The organism is Methanolobus sediminis (assembly GCF_031312595.1).
GTDB classification, from domain to species: Archaea; Halobacteriota; Methanosarcinia; order Methanosarcinales; family Methanosarcinaceae; genus Methanolobus; species Methanolobus sediminis.
Genome location: NZ_CP133592.1, coordinates 513960 through 530419, shown reverse-complemented (window position 1 = coordinate 530419; position 16460 = coordinate 513960). Strand labels below are relative to the sequence as shown.

Genomic DNA, 16460 nt, shown 5'->3' with positions numbered 1-16460 from the left:
TCCAAACCTTTTAGATGTTTTGTGTCTATTATTGTAATTATAGTATAACTATTCCTGAGGATGTTTCATGGAAGGCAGGAAAATAAAGATCGCATTAACAGGAAACCCCAATGTGGGCAAGACCACGCTTTTTAATGCGCTGACTGGTTCCAGGCAGCATGTAGGTAACTGGCCTGGCGTCACCGTGGAAAAAAAGAGTGGTAGGGTCTCGTACAAAGATTATGACATTGAGGTTATAGACCTGCCGGGTACTTACAGTCTTACTGCTTATTCCATGGATGAGATAGTTGCCCGTGATTTTATTATTGAGGAAAAGCCGGATATAGTAATTCAGGTAGTTGACGCATCTAATCTTGAAAGAAATCTCTACCTTACAACCCAGCTCATGGAGCTTGGTTCTGAGATACTAATTGTGCTCAACATGTGTGATATTGCAGAGGAAAGGGGCGACCGTATCTATATAGAGAAGATGCAGGAGCTTCTTGCAACTCCTGTGATAAAAACTGTTGCCAGCCAGAAAAAAGGGCTCTGCGACCTGCTGGATAAGGTGATTGAACAAAAAGAGATCCAGCAACACCATGGACATGAGATTGGTTATGGTACTGAGATCGAAGACAGGATACTTGAGATCGAGAAAGTACTGGCTGAGGACGAAACACGTGATACCAGATATCCACTCAGGTGGATTAGTATTCGTCTGCTTGAAGGTGACAGCAATGTCCGGGAAAAGATCTCAAAAAGCCCTGTTTATGACCGGGTTATGCAGATAATAAATTCCATTGACCAGGAAGAATATGAGGCTGAGATCGCTGACAAGCGTTATCTTGCAATAAATACCGTTTTTCCCCAGATGTGTACCCGGGCAAATGACAAACTTACAAAATCCGATATGATCGACAGGGTGCTTACTAACAAGTACCTTGGTATTCCTATATTCTTGGCACTTATGTGGGGTGCATTCGAGCTGACATTTGCCTTTGCTACACCTTTTATGGATATGATAGACCTTGCATCAACATGGTTTGCAGAGTATGTGTCATCCAGCCTGCAGCCTGCATGGCTCGCATCCCTTGTAGGTGATGGTATCATCGGTGGCGTGGGCGCTGTACTTGTATTCGTGCCTAACATATTCATATTGTTCTTCCTGTTATCACTGCTGGAAGGAAGCGGTTATCTTGCCAGGGCAGCGTTTATCATGGACAAGCTGATGTATAAGATAGGCATGCACGGCAAGTCATTCATCCCTATGCTCATGGGATTTGGGTGTAACGTACCTGCTATAATGGCTGCAAGAAGCATAGAGGATGAAAAGGACAGATTAATCACTATATTAGTAGTGCCATTTGTTTCATGCGGGGCCAGATTGCCTATTTATGTACTCTTCGCAGGAACTTTCTTTGGCAGGCAGGCCGGAACTGTAATATTCGCTATGTATGTTCTGGGAATCGTTATTGCGATAATATCTGCAAAGCTGCTCAGGGCAACCGTTGTAAAGGGTAAACCTGCCCCGTTCATCATGGAGCTGCCGCCTTACAGGGTCCCAACTCTTAAAACCAGTTTTATTCATATGTGGGACAATGGTTTCATGTACATCAAAAAGGCTGGTACTATTATATTAGTAGGTGTTGTGGTGATCTGGGCTCTTGCGTCCTTCCCATGGGGTGTGCAATATGGAAGTGAAAATAGTTACGTTGGTTCCCTAGGTCATGCAGTGGAACCTCTTCTGAAACCACTCGGGTTTGACTGGAAGATCTCAGTTGCTCTGATATTCGGGCTTGTTGCCAAGGAAATAGTTGTTGCTTCTATGGGTGTTCTTTACGGGGCAGGTGAGAGTTCAGATGCTTTGAGCGATAGACTGATCGCAGATTCGGGTATGACTGCACTTACTTCTCTCAGCCTCATGGCTTTCAGCTTGCTTTACATGCCATGTGTGGCAACAGTGGGAGTTATCAGGAAAGAGACAGGTTCCTGGAAATGGACGCTGTTTGCAATCATTTACGGAATTACTGTGGCGTGGATCACGGCATTTGTAATATATCAGGGAGGTATTCTGCTTGGATATTAACGGAACAATGGAAGAGAAACAGGATACAAGAGTAGCTATGGTTTTTTCAGTAATCTGTGGTTCTCTATATATTATACTGGGATTGCTTCAAATGGCAGCAGGAACCGGAAAAATGGTAATGGGTAATGGGTTCAGTATGCCATTGGCTGATATATTGTTCGTGCCGGCAGATATCATCGGATCATTTGTGCTCTTACTTATAGGTACTGTGTTTATTTACGGTGTCATGGAAATGCGTTCCGGGACATATGAGGGTATATCCTATGCTTATGTGGGAATTCTTCTCGCGCTCATATTTGCACTCATATACTTGCTTGTATGCACAGGTAACCTGCTTGAAACATATCTTCTTAAGAATGAGGAATTTGCAGGCTGGACACCTCTCAGTGATATGAGGCCTGGTATATATCTTGCAATTCTTCCTCTAGTTGCATATATCAAGTGGAAGGATTTTTTAGAACCAGTTCCGCGGAACTGATGTCAGGATGGATGAAAATGATCAAAGAAACGCTAAAGGCTTTGTTCGTAGACAATTGCACGCTGCAGGAAGCTGCAGATAAACTTGGAATAAAACAGAGCGATATCAGGGACAGGCTTCTCATGTTACAGCATATGGGGTATGTGCAGGAGATATGCAACAATTCAAGTCCAAAGTCATCTGCATGCTGTTCATGTACTGCGGCATCTTCTTGTTCAGGTAACAATGATATTTCCGGTTCAAAGGCATATCAGTTGACCGAAAAAGGTGAAAAGATCTGCCGCAACAAGTAAAGCAGCATCAATAGCCTTTTTTTATATGTGGTGGTTTATTTTTCAGGAGTTTAATCTGAATATTTTTATTATCCCTATTATTCGTGCAGTTATATGTATTAATTTGGATATTCGACGGTACTGTAATATTATAGCGGTTTTGTGATGTACTTCAATCAGTTTAAATAATGACAAACAGACACAAAAAATACCGCAACATATATTTTTAAGTTCGGACACAGATACTACGTTATTAAATTTAAAAGGAATTAAAAGGGATTCAAATGAAACTTGGAGTTGCAATTGACATAGGTACCAGTGGTATCAGAGCACAGAAAATTGACCTCGACACTGGTGATATCCAGAAGACAGTTATCACTCTCCGTAACCCGCTCCCTGGAGCAAACGTTATGGACCACCTGGACTTTGCTATCACTTATGGTCTTGATCTTGCTCAGGGTCTGCACGTCAATGCTGTAAAGCATGTTATTGAGACATTGGGAGTTAAGCCGGATGAGCTGGAAAGAATGTCCATTTGTGGAAACCCTATACAGCTATCAATTTTCCAGGGAATCCCAATTGATGACCTTGCATATGCAGGAGAAAGGAAGAAAGAAAAACTCAACATCAAGGAATCTGACAGGAGTGCCAGAATAATTGATTGTTCAGAGATCAAGGGATTGGAAGTATATCCAAATGCAAAGCTTGTCGTTCCACCTGCAATCAGGCACGAAGTCGGTGCCGATGCACTTGCACTTATTATTAAATCAGGTTTCCTGGAAACAACGGAAACTGCAATTGCAACAGACTACGGAACAAATGCAGAAATGGCACTTATCCATGAAGGAACAATCTACACAGGTTCCGCGGCAGCAGGTCCTGCTCTTGAAGGTCAGCAGATCAAATACGGTAACCTTGCATCACCATTCGTAATTTCCGATGTTGAATTTGAGGGTAAGAATATACGTAACTATGTGCTTGACGAAGAGATGAATACTGTCAAGGCACAATTGATCAATCCTAACAATGGAGACATTATTGAAGAAGACTCTATTAAAGCAAAGGGAATTACCGGTACCGGTGTTATTGCAATTATCGAAGCAGGAATGAAGGACGGTATCATCACACTTCCAAAGATCAATACACCTGATCATATACTTTACCTGCAGGATAAGATCAAGTTCTTCGAGAAGGACGTTGAGGCAGCTGGTCTTGCAATGGGTGCAATCCGTGCAGGACACCTTGCACTGTGTAATGCAGCTGGCGTAGAGGTCGCTGATGTTAAGAAAGCATACATGTCCGGTGCAGCAGGTACCTACATGGATGCTATCAAGGCACACCAGGTAGGCATGGTTCCATTCAATGTTGACGAGGTTATCCAGATAGGTAATACTTCACTTATTGTTGCAAGGGAGATCCTCCTTTCAGAAGACAGGCTCTGGGAACTCCAGGACATTGCAGCAAAGATTGTCAGTAACCATGTAATGTTTGCAACTGACCCTGCATTTAAGGAAGCATATATCCAGGAGATCTCATACTGGACAGAAGGAATGCCTTTCAAGATGCTTAAGAAGTTCCTCAAGAAGAAGGGACTGCCACAGATTGACCTCCCGGAAAAGGAAACTAAGGTCAACAAGGTTGTTGAGAAAGATATTCCTGTTCTTGGTCCTGAAGGATTGCAGGTTCTTGAGAGAGTTGGTACCTTCCTTACTATGAAGGTAACCTGTCCGGAATGTCCAAAGTGTATCAAGGTCTGTCCTAACGATGCCATAACCATTGATGATGAAGGTGTTGTTATGATCAGTTCTGACCTTTGTGACGGTGCAAACTGTAAGAGATGCATAAATGCATGTCCAAAGGACACTTTCAGGTGGGAGAATCTAGTTGTACTTGAGCAGGCTTAATAGCCTTCTCTTTTAATTTTTAGAAGGAATTGAATATGAAAATACTTGTTGTTGGTGGATTTTTAGGTAGTGGAAAAACATCCACCATTATACGACTGGGCAAGGAATTCAGTGAAGCCGGTCAGAAGGTTGCTGTCATTGTTAATGAAATAGGTGAAGTAGGTCTTGACGGAGACATCATTTCCAAATACGGTCTTGATATGACCGAACTCACAAGCGGATGTATTTGCTGTTCTCTTAAGGTCAATATGAAAACAACATTGACCATTCTTAACAAGGATTACCATCCTGACATCATATTAATAGAACCAACCGGAATTGCCTTCCCGCAGATCATCAAGAATGAGGTCGATCTGATGGATCTGAAGGACACTACTGTTCAGCCTCTTGTTACACTTATAGATGGCAGCAGGTTCAAGCAGCTAATGAAAGAAGCGAAGAACTTTGCCATGCGCCAGATAATCGATGCTGAGATCTTATGTATAAATAAGATTGACCTTGTCGATGAGATACGTCTCTCTATTCTTGAGACTTCTGTACAGCAGCTTAACCCAAAGGCAAAAGTGCTGTTGCTTTCCACATCAAGGGAAGATGCGCACTGGTATGAATTCGTTGAGCTTGCAATGGGGGATACTCCCAGTCAGCATGGCCATCATGAGTTGAAGACCACAAGCCCTGAGACAGAGGTCATTGATGAGGCAACAGGAAAGCCTGTTGAACAGACTCTGGATTCTATTGAGGCTTCAGGTATAGCCAGTTATGCTACGGAGTTCCTATTGGATGGAAAAATATCTACAGATGTAGCACAAGTGACTGCAAAAGAGATCATGACTGCCCTTAAGTCCAGAGTAATAGAGCTCAGTCCCGAGTTTGTGGGGCATATTAAGCTCTTCATTGAATCCGGTTCTGATACTGTAAAGACCAATCTTACGGCATATGATCAGGATATTACCATGGAAGTCATCGACACAGAGACCGGGCAAGTGCCCCGACTCAAGGTTCTCTCGGCAGTCTCAAGTATTGACCATGAGAAGCTTGTGCATATAGTAAATGATACTATTTCTGAGAAACTTGGTGCCCGGAAGATCAGTTTCAAGCACAATAAACCTCATGATCACGATCATGGGCATGGTCATGTCAAACCAATAGATCTAGTCAATAACAATTGATTATGAAAAATTAATGCAGCAATTCTTTTTGCTGCTATCTTTTTTATTACTTTTATTCAGTATTTACCCAGGATCTCATTTTGTATTCATGTTTTGTACGGATCTTTTTCTATCTTTCTTTTGTAAGGCGTCTCACCAAAATCATGTCGTATATAAGTATAACGCATAACATGTACGTTTGTTAACTGTTGCATTTTATGGTGTAAGTTTATTTGTACACTTCGACTTTTGACGTTACTTAAATCGAACGGTTAACAATTAGTAAAAAAAATCTAAAATCCATTCACTATCATAATTTCCTCACCGACAATCAAAATTATGTGCGTTTCAATGATGTACAGTTAAAAGAAAAAAGTGCATATATCTTTTATATTAATATCTCTAATTAAATCGTTTTCAACAAGCAAACTTTAGTTATTGGTCTAAAAACGGGAAAATCGTGCAGTTATATTTAAAGTTAACCGTCACTTCTTTAATTTACTTGATATAAATGCGAATTATATTGTGTAAATATCGGTTTACACTCTAAATATAATCAGGCTATTTGTCACCCATTAGTCCACAAAAATGAAATCTGGTGGTACTGTGTAAAAATATATCTCTTCTATATATGGTTTTATTTTTATAAAAATTCAAAACCGCTAGGTTTATATAGCTATCTAGAATACGTGGTTATGTGGAAAGATGAAGTTAGCAAATGACTAAAACATGTTAGCAAATGGTTGTGGAGACTTTTGCGAAATGTTACCGGTCATATGTTGACAGATACCCATCTGCTGATCTGGGCATACTTCGTTTGAATGTATGCTAGCGTTTCAGTAGGAAGTCAATCTGAATCTAAGGAGGTAGAATTAGATGGATATAGACCCAAGTAAAATATTAGTTAGGTACAATGTTGCTAAAGAAAAAGCACAGACACCTGAAGAGATGGCAGCAGAACTTTATCCAAGCACAGAGCCTGCAAAGACAATTTGTGCTGCAATTTTCGATGGAGAAGAAGACGACGTAATCGAAGGTCTTGAGAAGGCAATCGAGGGCGGAGCAGACCCAGTAGCACTCATCGATGATGTGCTTATGGTAGGAATGAAGATCGTCACAGACTTATACGACCAGGGTGTCATCTTCCTGCCAAACGTTATGATGTCAGCAGATGCAATGCTTGAAGGTATCGAATACTGTAAGGAACAGGGTGGCGCAGCACCAAAACCAAAAGGAAAGGTTGTTTGCCACGTAGCAGAAGGTGACGTACACGACATCGGTAAGTCAATTGTAGCAGCACTCCTCAGAGCAGCTGGTTACGAAGTAGTTGACCTTGGCCGTGATGTACCAGTAGATGAAGTTATCGCAGCTGTAAAGAAGGAAAGCCCAATGATGCTCACAGGTACAGCATTGATGACAACAACAATGTATGCATTCAAGGAAGTAAACGACAGACTCCTCGAGTCCGGTATCAAGATACCATTCCAGTGCGGTGGCGGAGCAGTAAACCAGGACTTCGTTACACAGTACGAGCTCGGAATCTATGGTGAAGAAGCAGCAGACGCACCAAAGATGGCAGACGCAATCCTTTCAGGAAAGGGTCTTGCACAGCTTAAGGAGCAGTTCCACAAACACTAAACAGAGGTGACAGAAATGGTAAAAAGATACACATCACTTGCATACAAGAATGCTGACGACATGATCTTCGGTAAGTCAGTTTACCCAGTAAAAGCAGAACTCGGATTAGAAGTAGGTGCAGGATACGTAACTGGTGAAGTTAACTATGCACCAAGGCCAGAAGCTGGTGTCTCCAAGGAGAAACTCGTTTCTGAATACCGCAGACTCACAACCGACATCATGGCAAGAGCAGTACAGGTCGGTTTCCCAGGTATCTCACTCGAGACAGAACACGTAGAACAGATGACCAACAACCCAGACTGGGGAGGAGAAGTCGCACACGTCCAGAAGACCATCATGGAAGAATACCATGAAGAATACGGAATCAAGACCGCACTCAGGCACACCCCTGGTGACGTTCGTGAGAACCGTGACCTCCTTGCACTCATCGGTCCAAAGTACGACGTACTTATGGAGTCATTCGAAGCTGTAGCAGACGCTGGAGCAGACTTCCTGTCCATCGAAACAATGGGTGGTAAAGAAGTTCTCGACTACGCAATTCTCAGGAACGACATTCCTGGTCTCGTTTACGCAATTGGCTGCCTCGGTTCAATTGACATGACCATGATCTGGGAAGACATCAGAAAGATTGCAGACAAGAAGGGCAGAATTGCAGCTGGTGACACAGACTGTTCACAGGCAAACACCGCTATGTTCATAGCAGGTGGTCTCCTTGACAAGAACCTTGCACACACCATTGCAATCATCGCAAGAGCAATCTCCGCACCAAGGACACTCGCAGGATATGAAGCAGGTGCTCAGGGTCCAGGAAAGGACTGTGGATACGAGAACACAATCGTAAAAGCAATCACCGGATGCCCAATCGCTCAGGAAGGAAAGACCTCAACCTGTGCTCACTCTGACGTAATGGGTAACCTCGTCATGCAGTGCTGTGACCTCTGGTCCAACGAATCTGTAGAATACCACGGTGAATTCGGTGGTACATCTGTACAGTGCTGGTCCGAGTCCCTTAACTACGATGCAGCAATGCTCAACGTAGCAACTGAGACCGGCAACGCAAAGATGCTCCGTGACATCCTCGTACTCTCTGACAAGTACAGAGACCCACAGGGATACGTCCTTGCATACGACAACGCATACAAGGTTGCTGAAGCAATCGCAAAGGATGGAGACAACCTTTACCTCCGTTCAAAGAATGCAGCAATTGCATGCTGTGACCTCCTGACCAGTGCAGATCCAAAGAAGCTCGTAATGTCCAAGTTCGAGATCAACGCTCTGAACGACGCAAAGGCAGCACTCGACGCAATGACCGACGAGGAGTCTACCTTCATGAGCGACAGCATGGAGAAGTACAAGGCAGAAGTCGCAGTCTTCAGACCAGAAGACAACTACAAGTTCTAAGTCTAGAAGCGAAACAAGTTCTTTTGGAACTTGTTCCTTTTTTCTTTTTTTAATAGTTGTTTACTTTACTGTAAAGTCTGGTTTTTTAGAAATACCACAGTAATTAATCTATTCTGAATCTAATTTTCAACAAATTTTACAAAAAAAATAATGGATTATTTTGTAAATTTCTTGGGATAACCTATACCTGTAATTTGTATCACAGTTTCAACCGGATCATGCTTCCAGTCTTCTGGAGAAAATGTGTGTTTTGTCATTTTAATATCGAGATTATCTCTGCTAACACCACATTCACCCATGTATTCAACAACCATTTCTTTTCCATGCAATTCAGCATATTCCACAGCTTCACGATAATCTGTAAAAGTACTTCTTCCTTCCGGGGAGAATACATAGTACCCTGCATCAAGATCGTTAATGGATACCGGTCTTACAATAAGTTCTATTCTTCGGATGCCTTTTCCAAAAAGAGCTCCGGCAGCATTACCAACCTGAGCATGTTCTGGAACCGTGATATCTGCATCTATAATTCCTTCAATAATCTCTTTGTATGCTACTACCGGACCACCAAGGAGTACAACAGGAATATCAAGTTTAAATCGTGCATTGAATTTTCCATCGACAATCTTCTGAATGCCATTTCTTTCAATATCAGGTAAGATGTAAGTCATCAGGTTGAAAGCCATATTCTTTGCAACTATTTCTTTTACTTTGATACTGAATTCCACGTCAGTCATTTTATTCAGCTTTCCAAGTTTTTCAGCTCCAATTACTGATGCTTTTACATCCCATGAGTTATACTCACCCAGGACATGGAGAGCATCAGTAGGAGTAAAACCTATTGACTGTATGAGCCTTTTCTGTATTAGTGAATCCAGTATAACAGTAGAAGGATAGCGGGTGGAAATTGCAGAAATTTCATCCAGACTCATTGGTTCATCGCCAATAGCTTTGAGGACTTCGGCTTCAGAATCTTCAAGTCCTTTAGGTTCAAAACCTGATCTCATGAAGAACTTTGTAGGCTGGATGTTTCTATCAAGAACACTTCTCTTAGGAATCAGGTTTCTTTTAAGTTTATCCAGAAATCCCGGATATTTTGATGATGCAAGACAGAGGGGCATCACTCTTCGTGGTCCGATGTGGATTACTTTGTTGCGTGTCCATACATGACTATCCCCTCCCATTGCGGAAGTTTCCATCCTGGTTGCACGGACACGGGTTTTCCATCCTCCTACAACCGCTCCAGTATCAGAAAGTTCAGGAATTCCGTCCATTATGGCAGATACATCGGTACTGGTTCCACCAACATCGACAACTGCACATGTGTCAAGTCCTGAAAGGAATGAAGCTCCCACAAGACTTGCAGCAGGACCAGAGAATATAGTTTCAACAGGTTTTTCCAGTGCATCTTTCAAACCAACAACCGTTCCGTCACATTTTAGCATAAGCAGACGTGCATCTATTTCTCTTCTTTTTATCTCGTCGATAACAGATTGGACAAATTTATGGGATATCGGAAGAAGCTGTGCATTAAGAGATGCAGTAACTGCACGTTCATACGCACCAAGATCCTGTGAGAGTTCATGACCGCAAACAACTGGCAATCCTGTGATCTCATGAAGAACTGTCGTGATTTCCAATTCGTGTTCAGGATTCCTTATACTGAAAAATGAAGAAACAGCAAAAGCTGAAACATCATTCTTGTACTTTTCAGCAAATTTCTTTACTGCGGCAATATCAGGTTTTTCAATCTCTTCACCATTGTAACTATGTCCTCCGGATATTGAAAGCACGTGCTTTGCGGGGAAATCTCCTTTAATGGGATGCTCGCCGACAAGGATAAGAGCAACAGGACTTCCGGTACCTTCAAGTACAGTATTGGTTGCAAGAGTAGTTGAAACTGATACAAGATTTACTTTTTTTACGTATTCAGGGTCAAGGGTATCAATTGAATTTTTGATTCCTTCTACAAGATCCGGGTATGTTGTAAGTGCTTTCCCTGAACCTACTACAGTTCCGTCTGAATCTCTCACAAGAATAGCATCAGTATACGTACCGCCTGCATCAATTCCTAGACTATAGTGCATAATATATCTCCTGTTTTACAATGCAAAAGAACCAAAGTTAAATTTGAAAAGACGTGTGAATTGTGCAAATAACCTTTGATCAATAAAAGATGTGCTCAGGTTATATTAAAGATTTATGTTAACGCCGAAGACTAAAAACGACAGCAATAAACATTAAATTTAATAATTTTAAGAAAAAAAGAATGTGGCATGACATAGTAAAACTATGGCATGCTATTGTTAAAGATTTTATGCGTAGTATTCGTTTCTTGCTTCGACCATTGCCTTAAGGTTTGCAACTGGGGTGTCAGGTGCAATTCCACAGCCTGGTGCGAGGACATCGATTCCGTCTTCGAGTGCCTTTGTTGCAGCTGCCTTTACTGCTGCTTCATCGCCTGCGAGAAGTACGAATGGGCTTGATACGTTACCACAGATAGTTACCTTACCAGCTACCTTTGCCTTTGCGCCCTTAAGATCCTTTACCTTCTCTTCAATACTGATAGACTCGAAGTGGCAGTCTGCCATCATTTCAAGAATTGCACTTACATCACCACAAACGTGGAGAATCATTGGGCCCTTTACACCATCAGCGAATTTCTGAAGGACTGGCTTGAGCATCTTGTCGAATGTGTCAGGAGCCATGAGGTCTGGGGATGATACTGGGTCTGGTACACTGATTACGTCTACTCCTGCGTCGAAGAGTGCGTTTGCGTACTCGATACATGCATCACATGCGAAGTCGAGAATCTTGTTGAAGTCTTCTGGTGCCTTGATTGACCATTTCATGAACTTCTTTACACTTGCAAGGTCGGATGCGAGGGTTACAGGACCTTCCATACCAGCGATGATAGGTACTTCGTCTCCTACTTTCTCTCTGATGATCTTCATGCATTCCATTACGACAGGGATTCTGCCTGTTCCGAGGAGATTCTCTGGCATCTTAAGGTCTTCAACACCCTTTGGGTATGGGTGCTCGGTGACGGATGGCTGTCTGTTCTTTGTACCCATGTTGATGGTACATCCCATTGCCTCAGCAAGTACTGTGAGACAGTATGGAGCTCTTACACCCTCAAGACCGCATACTTCGTATGATGCGATTGCAAGGTCTGCCATCTTCTGTGCGTCTGTGTGTGCTTCTGGCCATGCTGCACCTGTCTGGTCCATGAGCTCAACAATAGCGGACTGTGTTACTGTACATACAGGTACTTTGTCAACTTCTTCACCTTTCAATGCTTTGAGTAATCTTTCTTTCATGTTCATAATGAATCCTTCTCTGTTGAGTAGATTTTAGTCACCCAGATTTGCGTAACATCAGATATAAAACTATTGGATTAATGCAGGAGGATGCAGAAAATGACAAAAAATTCAAATTAATAACCATTAACAACTCAGGAATAAATTGAATAAATATAATCTGGATACAAATAGTTTATAAAAAAAGAGAAAAGCATATTTCTAATAAATTAGCATTTGTAAACAATTCAGTTTACTTCTTTTCATCGCTCCATATGGCAATTATCTTATCAATGGCAATATGTGTGTATTTATCGTTGTCCTTGATGGTCAGCACACCATCAGCACATGCTTCAACTACCCCAAAGAACCTATCAGGACCACCACAATAAATGTCGATCTTCTTTTGCAGATAGTGCTCAACTATAAAAGATTGCATTTTATTCCTCCCGGCTCAAGATCGATGACCTTCAACCATATTAAATTTGTTTTGTATTTATATTAAGATTATCTATTCCACATACCTAACAAATAAAAGCAATTCAGCTCCAGAATCTCTTGTTTTTGGCATAGTTTCTTTCAGCTACCAGAATGTCACGATAGAATGCTTCCTCATCATGTCGCATTTTCTGTATAACACGGGTAGCCATCTCAGGGCCAACACCTCTGCTCGCAAGTGCTATAACTGCCATTTTTCCATGCGTCATCACAATATTCGCATTCCTGTAAACCCTGCGGATACGTTTTATATCCTCCTTTGCAGTTACTTTATCCTGCTTTCTTACAAGTTTTATCTCTTCATCTTCCCAGGGTTTGAGTGCTGCCACCATCCCCGAATCACAAACAGGACAAATTATCTCCTCAGGTACATTCTTTACCTGTCTTCTTGATGTCCATTTCTTGCAATGCACACAGAAAAGGATAACATTGTCATTCATAATGCGTTCCTTCAAAGCCATAACAATTGACCTGTCAGCCTTTTCCGGAGCTATAAGGTCACGTTTCATGGAAAAACCCGAGCTTCCTATTGGTGTTGATCTGCTCACCACAAGCCGAATCTCACCTTCAGCCATCCTTGTAAGTATTTCCGTTACCCTCTTAACATCCAGCATATCATGGAATATCTCCCTGATAACCTCGTCATACATTGCAGTGTCACGATAGATCTCAAGAAGCTTCTTCATGCTTATTCTATCATAATCAATATCCTTGCTAAGGGCACCGAACTTCCTGGCTACATGCACCATTTTCCACTTCATCAACGAAGTGTTCTTCAGTGTCATCTCAATAATAGGTTCAATGTGCTCCGGCTGAATATCCTGCAAAAGAGTTTCAATTTCTTTAGCTTTGATCCTGCGTGGCAGTGTCATCTTTATCCTGTAAGGGTCTATCTCTTGCGCCACGCTACTTCCATATCTTGCAGCCAGCAATGAAGTCAGTACTTTTGCAAGCGTCTCATTGGCATTGTGGCCAATGCAAGTGTTTATCAGCACTGCATCACCGTCGTTCTCTATGACAAAAAGATGCTGATCAGGAAGTGGATAACCGCCTTCAACATGTTCTCTGAGTATGGAAAGAAGTTCTGTAAGGCTTTCAGGGTCAATAGGGTACAAAGCAGCCAGTTCAGTGGCAATTTCACTATCTTCCTTTTCTTCTATTATCAAACCTGCAATAACAGAACGTATGTTTGCAACTTCCTGGGCAACCTCAAAAGGAACAGGAATCTCTTCACCTGTCCAGCTTGGTATTTCTCCCATGCCCCTGACAGGTTCCACTTTAATCCTGTTGCGGTCACTTACCATCTCAATGACGCGCCACATATCACCTTTTGTAATGAACACGGCACCGGGAGTGGCGAAGTTGATAACAAAAGCCTCGTCCAGCATACCTACCGGCCTGCCGGTGACAATATCGAAAATCTCATATTTCTTCTCATCTGGAATCATGGAGAGGTTGTCATAATAGTATTGCCAGCTCTTTTTCCTGCGGCTGATATTATCGGAACCTTCTTCCTGCCAGACCATACGATAATCTTTGATCTGGTCTATCACTTTCCTGAGGACCTCGATCCGAAGGTTTCTGAAAGGATAAGCTCTCTTCAGGATGCTGTGTATCTTATCAATCCCGATATCTCCGAAATCAAGCACAATCCCTGCAAGCTGGTTTGCCACAACATCAAGTGAGTTCATGTGGGGTGAAATTGATTCAACCTTTCCTTCGGTTGCAAGTTTGCAGATTGCCATGCTCTCAGCCACATCATCGGCATCCATGGCAATGATAGTACCTCTGGAAACCTCGTGTATCCTGTGTCCTGCACGTCCGACACGCTGCAAGAGCCTGGAAACCTGTCTCGGTGAACCATACTGTACCACGTGATCCACATTACCAATATCAATTCCAAGTTCCATTGATGAAGTACAAATTAGTCCCTGAAGGTCACCGTTTTTGAATGATTCCTCTGCTTCGATACGTGAATCCACGGACAGCGAACCGTGATGAACTCCTATTGGTAATTCCAGCATGTTGAATCCGGCAGCAAGTGCTTCAGCACTCTGCCTTGTATTCACAAAAACCAGCGTGGAGACATTGGCCAGAACAATATCTCTTACACAGCGTATGTGTGCTGCAAAATTAACATCGCATCCCAGTTTCTTTGAGAGTTCAATATCCTCGTCAGTAACTTGTGGACTTACAACGCTAAAATCCAGAAGTTTGAGCAGGGATACAGAAACAATGGACACTTCTCTTTCAGAACCGGCAAGGAACTTTGCCACTTCTTCAGGATTACCTACTGTGGCTGAAAGCCCGATTCTCTGAAATTCGCCTGAAAGTTCCACAAGTCTTTCAAGGCCGACAGAAAGTTGAGTTCCTCTTTTCGATGATGCCATTTCATGTATCTCATCCACGACAACATGGGTTACATATGATAGGTTCTTTCTAAGGCGTGAACCGGTAAACATCGCCTGTAAAGTTTCAGGTGTAGTAATTAGAAAATCAGGCGGCTTGCGTGATTGTTTCTGTCTCTCATACTGAGAAGTATCTCCGTGCCTGACCTGCACGTCTATACCAAGTTCCTTTCCCCACCATTGTATTCGGGAAAGCATGTCACGATTAAGAGCTCTCAGGGGTGTGATGTAAAGAGCTGATATTCCAACTCTCTGTTCCTGGTTTTTAGCAAGAATGGCATGGAATATAGGAAGAACTGCAGATTCGGTTTTTCCTGAACCAGTAGGAGCAATAAGGAATGTGTGGTCACCTTTGAGAATATATGGGAATACTTTTTCCTGTGGTTCGGTAGGTGCTTTAAACCCTTGTTTTTCCAGGGCAGCTTGGATTCTCTGATCAAATGAATCAAATATGTTATCAAAACTCATTTTCTGCTCCTTTTTTGCTCATCTTTCTTTACACCTTTACGTTTGATCCTCGGCCGAACCTTACTTTCTTCAAGTTTCCTTATATTCTTCAGTTTTCCAAGTTGAGTTCCATCAAGCAGATATGCCTGTGCATTGTCAATATCAACACCACGTGATGAGAATAATGGTCCCAGCAGGTCATCATGTAGTGATTCATTAAAGGCCACACCACCACATAGTTCATTGAACGATGGCACAATTATCAGTTCAGGGTCGTTCCAGTTCCCGTTTTCTTTTTCAAGTTCAAGGCTGCTGAAATGTTCCTGAAGTACAGGAAGATTCAAACGTGTCCTTATCCAGCTTTGTTCCACCATGGCATAACCAAGTGAGTCGGTTAGGCGGATTGTCGGGTGATTGTGTGCGGTGATGATGTACTGGGCTTTGAACATTTCAGGGTCAGGCCATGTATGCCCGTGGAAATAACCCACATCTTCAATGATGGCTCCTCTTGCCGGATGCACGGTTATATTCTTCCTGTCCGGCAGCAGGTACTCGATTCCACCATCGTGGTTTCCGGGAAAAATATCAACATCTGCATGGTCGGAAAGCACTGAGAGGAAATAAGGAATTTCATCTCTCTCCTGCCATGATATTTGTGGGACATTGTGTTTCACATCTCCAAGCAGGATTATCCTGTCAGGAGAAACCTGGCTGATGTAAGCCAGAATTCTTTCAAGGCCGTATTTCATGCGGCTTGGAATTGAAAATCCACTTCTGTAAAGATCCCATTCGATTCCCAGGTGGATATCGGCAACTACCAGTGACTTTGTTTTGTTACTTACCACAAGGGCAGGTTCATCAATAAGCGGATCAATTTGACTTATCATTGTAACGGTTTTTTT

At 42.4% G+C, this 16460-nt stretch carries 12 protein-coding genes; 7 read left to right on the top strand and 5 right to left on the bottom strand.

What is annotated here, in order from left to right; all coding sequences use genetic code 11:
* The first annotated feature begins 67 nt into the window (after positions 1-67).
* The 7 genes from feoB to mtaB all read left to right on the top strand — a co-directional run bounded on the left by feoB (position 68) and on the right by mtaB (position 8906).
* The gene (feoB, locus tag RE474_RS02360) at positions 68-2065 is read left to right on the top strand and encodes a ferrous iron transport protein B (protein WP_309311390.1); all 1998 of its coding nucleotides are present in this window, start codon (positions 68-70) and stop codon (positions 2063-2065) included.
* Complete coding sequence (locus tag RE474_RS02355) at positions 2055-2543, top strand: hypothetical protein (RefSeq protein WP_309311389.1); 489 nt, start codon at positions 2055-2057, stop codon at positions 2541-2543. Before feoB ends, RE474_RS02355 begins: the two co-directional genes overlap by 11 nt.
* Before the next feature lie 17 nt (positions 2544-2560).
* A complete protein-coding gene (locus tag RE474_RS02350) occupies positions 2561-2836 on the top strand; it encodes a hypothetical protein (protein ID WP_309311388.1) in 276 nt (91 codons plus the stop codon).
* A gap of 263 nt (positions 2837-3099) precedes the next feature.
* Positions 3100-4719 carry a methylamine methyltransferase corrinoid protein reductive activase gene (locus RE474_RS02345; protein WP_309311387.1) on the top strand — a complete coding sequence of 540 codons (1620 nt, stop codon included), beginning with the start codon at positions 3100-3102 and terminating at the stop codon, positions 4717-4719.
* A gap of 35 nt (positions 4720-4754) precedes the next feature.
* Complete coding sequence (locus RE474_RS02340; RefSeq protein WP_309311386.1) at positions 4755-5888, top strand: GTP-binding protein; 1134 nt, start codon at positions 4755-4757, stop codon at positions 5886-5888.
* A gap of 855 nt (positions 5889-6743) precedes the next feature.
* Positions 6744-7505, top strand: a complete 762-nt coding sequence (gene mtaC, locus RE474_RS02335; protein ID WP_309311385.1) for a methanol--corrinoid protein MtaC — start codon at positions 6744-6746, stop codon at positions 7503-7505.
* 15 nt (positions 7506-7520) lie between these two features.
* Entirely contained in the window at positions 7521-8906 is a 1386-nt protein-coding gene (gene mtaB, locus RE474_RS02330) for a methanol--corrinoid protein co-methyltransferase MtaB (protein ID WP_309311384.1), read from the top strand.
* A gap of 155 nt (positions 8907-9061) precedes the next feature.
* Here mtaB and RE474_RS02325 read toward each other — a convergent pair whose 3' ends face one another.
* The 5 genes from RE474_RS02325 to RE474_RS02305 all read right to left on the bottom strand — a co-directional run bounded on the left by RE474_RS02325 (position 9062) and on the right by RE474_RS02305 (position 16445).
* Entirely contained in the window at positions 9062-10993 is a 1932-nt protein-coding gene (locus RE474_RS02325; protein ID WP_309311383.1) for a hydantoinase/oxoprolinase N-terminal domain-containing protein, read from the bottom strand.
* A 228-nt stretch (positions 10994-11221) separates the two neighbouring features.
* Entirely contained in the window at positions 11222-12232 is a 1011-nt protein-coding gene (gene mtaA, locus RE474_RS02320; RefSeq protein WP_309311382.1) for a methylcobamide:CoM methyltransferase MtaA, read from the bottom strand.
* 226 nt (positions 12233-12458) lie between these two features.
* A complete protein-coding gene (locus tag RE474_RS02315) occupies positions 12459-12644 on the bottom strand; it encodes an MM0924 family protein (RefSeq protein ID WP_309311381.1) in 186 nt (61 codons plus the stop codon).
* A 103-nt stretch (positions 12645-12747) separates the two neighbouring features.
* Positions 12748-15579 (bottom strand): DEAD/DEAH box helicase, encoded by a 2832-nt coding sequence (locus RE474_RS02310; RefSeq protein WP_309311380.1) that lies wholly within the window; start codon positions 15577-15579, stop codon positions 12748-12750.
* A complete protein-coding gene (locus RE474_RS02305; RefSeq protein ID WP_309311379.1) occupies positions 15576-16445 on the bottom strand; it encodes a metallophosphoesterase in 870 nt (289 codons plus the stop codon). Before RE474_RS02305 ends, RE474_RS02310 begins: the two co-directional genes overlap by 4 nt.
* Positions 16446-16460 lie beyond the last annotated feature (15 nt).